This window comes from Bacteroidota bacterium, assembly GCA_013360915.1.
Classification (GTDB): Bacteria; Bacteroidota; JABWAT01; order JABWAT01; family JABWAT01; genus JABWAT01.
In genome coordinates this window covers 1-4,253 of the sequence record JABWAT010000037.1, presented here as the reverse complement: position 1 = coordinate 4,253, position 4,253 = coordinate 1, and the positions used below count along the sequence as shown (strand labels likewise).

The 4,253-nt window shown below is 51.5% G+C and carries 1 protein-coding gene; it reads left to right on the top strand.

Annotated elements, in window-relative coordinates; translation table 11 throughout:
* Nucleotides 1-356 precede the first annotated feature (356 nt).
* Nucleotides 357-4,253: hypothetical protein (locus HUU10_15635; protein NUQ83034.1), on the top strand; the 3,897-nt coding region annotated here is incomplete at its 3' end.

Below are 4,253 nucleotides of genomic sequence, written 5' to 3'. Positions count from 1 at the left end.
AACTGGAATTCAACAACCAGGTTGTAACGAAAAAATTAACCCTCGTGAAGTAACACCCACTCCGGAACCCCGATCCGGTCTGTCCGGGTCGGGGCTTCTTTCCGGACCCGATATGCACAGAAACGAAACCGGCCCAGGCCGGTTTTTTTTTCTGAAAAATTGATCCTTCCGCTTAAATCGCCGGCCAGAATCCGCATGAAATAAAAAACAGGTTGCTAACCGGGACATCCGGATAAGAATGCCTGAAAAGTAATAAGTTCTGACTGAAAATTGATACGTCCAACGGTACAAAAAACCGGACCTTTGTGTGGCCGGAATTGGGTTCCCGGTTGTCGTATTAAAAAGGAGTGACTTTTATGAATCAGGCTAAAACCAACGGCCATCCGATCGTACAAAAAAAGAAACGGGGAATTTTCCTCAGTATTGCAACCGGCTTGCTTCTGTTGGCCATGCCAGGTTATTCACAGACCACCTATACGGTGACCAATACCAATGATTCCGGCGCTGGCTCACTGCGACAGGCCATTCTGGCTGCAGAGGCTTCTGCGGGTGCTGATATCATCAATGCAACAGGCATTTCCGGTACCATTACTCTGGTAACGGGACTGCCGGTTATTTCACAGGATCTGACCATAAACGGACCGGGATCCGTTTCGCTGAGTATCAGCGGAAACGATCTGGTCAGGCCATTCTTTATCACAGGGGGCTCAGTCAGCCTGTCCGGATTTTCAATTGTGAACGGTTACGCGAAAGGAAATGATGGCTACAACCGGGGCGCTGGCGCCGGGATGGGGGGTGCCATATATCTCGATGCCGGAACGCTGTCGGCAACCGATGTGGATTTTACCAATAACCGGGCCAGTGGTGGCAATACCGGTTCAGAATATTTTGGCAGCGGCGATGGTCCGTTTCCAGGCACCGTCGGTGCACCGGGAGCCAACGGGTCGGGAAGTGCAAACGGTACCGCCGGCGGCAATGGCGGATGGGGTGCCGGCGGCGGACAAGGCGGTACTGAACCCTATGCCAGAGGTTATGATGGAGGCGCTGGTGGATTTGGCGGTGGTGGCGGAGCCGGTAACCAGGGAAACTGGTTTTATGGCGAGCTTCTGTTTGGCTATGGCGGTGATGGCGGTGAATTTGCCGGAAACGGTTCCTCCAATGCAGACGTGCGTGGTGGAGCAGGTGCCGGGCTCGGTGGTGCCATTTTTTTGCGCGCAGGTACCATTGCATACCTGATGAATTGTCATTTCTCGGGAAATCAGGCCATCCGCGGAATTACCACCTCGACCAGTGCCGGTAACGGACAAGGAAAAGGCGGTGCATTATTCCTGCATGAAAATGCACAGGTGTTTTTTAATACCGTCACCTTCGCTGATAATGTGGCGGATGATGACGAAGATTTTCTATCCGACAACAATGATTTTTACGGTTGGTACAGTTATTTCCTCCCGGGACAACCCTGGGCAACCATCGGGGAACCCTCCGATGTGACCTACTATCAGGTTACTCTCAACGGGACAGTTAATCCTTCGTCCCAATCCACTTCCTGGTACTTCGAATATGATGCAGAAAACGGTGAAGAATTCACCCCGGTTCAGACGCCCACCATGGAGGCCGGTGACGGATCAGAACCGGTACCGGTTTCAGCAACCATTACCGGTCTGCCATCCAGCCGATACATCACCTACCGGTTGATTGCCTGGAATGCATCAGCTGCGGATACATCCGATTTTTCCTACGTGGAAACAGATGTTGAGCCGGTGCCCGTTGTGACTGCAGCCACCGTTCAAACCGATTTTGGGTCCGTGGCTTATCTGAGTGGCTCTGTGGATCCAAAAGGATATTCCACCACCTACTGGGTGGAATACAGCACCCAGATTTACTTTGCCGACTTTGAAAGGACCGCCTCTCAGAATGCCGGATCTGGTACCAGCCCGGTGCCTGTATCGGTTACCCTGAACAACCTGCAGCCATCTACCACCTATTATTTCCGGCTGATTGCAAACAATTCCTTTGGAGATGGAAATGGTTATTCCGGGTCGTTTTCAACCAAGGCGATGAAAATACCGGTTGCATCCCTCCGTCCGGTGGAATCGCTGACCGCCACCACGGCCATGCTGACCGGTGAGGTCAACACCAAGTCAGTAGCAACCAATTACCGTTTTCAGTATGGAACCGATCCGCAATTGCTGACTCCGGCTCAAACCTCCACCTTTCCGGTAACGGAATTAAACCTGCCATCACCGACTGCCAATGTACCCGCCGGGTATTCCCTGAGTACCGGGTTGGGAAATGTGTATATTCCCGATCATGCCTCCCTGAATCCCGGTTCAGCTTTTACCATCGAGACCTGGGTGTACCGCAGTCAGTCAGGAAGTAAACTGATGATTAACAAGGGGAATCAGAATAATTTTTCGTTTACAATCGATGAGGGAAGTCTGACCTTTCAAAGTGGAACCGGTACTGGTGGAACCACACTTGGCACAGGAACAACCCTGCCGGTTGGTGAATGGATTCATGTGGCCATGACCTACGATGCATCTGCCGACCTGATCCGCTTTTATAAAAATGGATTTCTGATTTATACCCAATCCAGAACGCTGAATGCCATCACCAATCACGCCGGATCCACCTTTTTCCACATGACCGGTTCCGGCATGCGGATTGATGAATACCGGTACTGGACACGTGTGCGTTCCGATGCAGAGATACAGGACCAGTTTCAGAAGGAACTGACGGGTACACAGACCGGCCTTGTGGTCTATTACAAATTCAATGAAGGATCGGGTTCCTCAGTGGCCGATGCCTCGGGTAAAGGGAATAACATGTTTGTAGGAGGTCATTCGTCTGTCCAGTGGGGATTGGGCGCAAAGATGAACCCGTCGCAGGTGTTGGTGTCGGTCCCGGTTACCGGTTTGACCGGGGAACGCCACTATTTCCGGTTGATTGCGGAAACGGCTGATGGTAGCGATACTTCATCGATTTCTTCATTTAAATTTTCTTCCAAATTACCGGGAGTTGTTTTCTGGGTTCGCGCCGATTCCGGGGTGTCCACCAATGAGTCGGGTCTGGTTTCCGAGTGGCAGGATCTGTCGGGCAATAATGCTCACCTGTTTCAGGATTCGCTTTCGAGACAACCGGCCAGAATCAGTTCTGTGCTGAACGGCAAGCCTGTCATCCGGTTTGCTGGCAGCGACTATCTGCTCTCCGGTCAGGAAATTGCCATTCAATCCGGATTGACAATCGCCATCGTTTCCAAACCAACCAATTCCGCCCAACGGATGACCGCAGTGGAATGGGACCGGTCGGTGTCACTCGGATATACCGCAGATGAACTGTCTGTGTTGTGGGGCAATGGAAGCTGGACCGGTGCATCCGGTATGGCGCTTCAGGATTCTTCTCTCTCAGCATCAGCAGGCTTCAGCCTTCAACTGATAACCGCAGACGCGGATCAGACAGATTATTACTTTAACGGAAGACCATTTCCAACATCGCCAACCGGTGTTACTTCCTTCGAAAAGTCGCTTCTAGTCGGAAAAAGTCAGAATCTGGCTGATGGTGATTTCCTTACCGGCGACCTGGCAGAAGTGTTGATTCTGGACCGGAAACTGACCACAGCTGAGCGGATTGCCTTGGAAGCCCGCTTTTTCACCCGGTACGGAATCGGTGCAAAATCAACAGTAGCCAATCCGACCGTGAATGCGGGGGAACCCGGATCGTATGTGTTGGGAGGAACTGGTGCAACCGTCACCTTTACCACACCCAGCGGAACACCGGGATCGCTCAATGCAACCACCAGTGACAATCCGACTATTGTCGGATCACTGCCGCTTGGCATTACCGGTCTGGCTACAGAGAAATATTGGAATATCATCAACACCGGACTCACCGGCATTGAATACTCCATTACCCTCGATCTGACTGGCATAGAAGGAATAACCGATTTTAATTCCATTAAAGTGGTGAAACGCGAAGATGAAAATGCCACCTGGGTCGATGTCACCGGTGCACCGTTTTTTGCAACGGTTACCTATGATGATCCCTTTATTACCATTTCCGGATTAAACAGCTTTTCACAATTTGCGGTTGGCAGTGGCTCAGAAAATCCGCTTCCTGTGGAGCTGGCCTCCTACACCGGCTCGGTATCGGGTGACCAGATCATCCTGAACTGGTCCACCAAATCGGAACTGAATAATTATGGGTGGGAAGTACAGAGGTTTCTTCCGAACCCTGAGGTTCTCGAAGGGACAGGA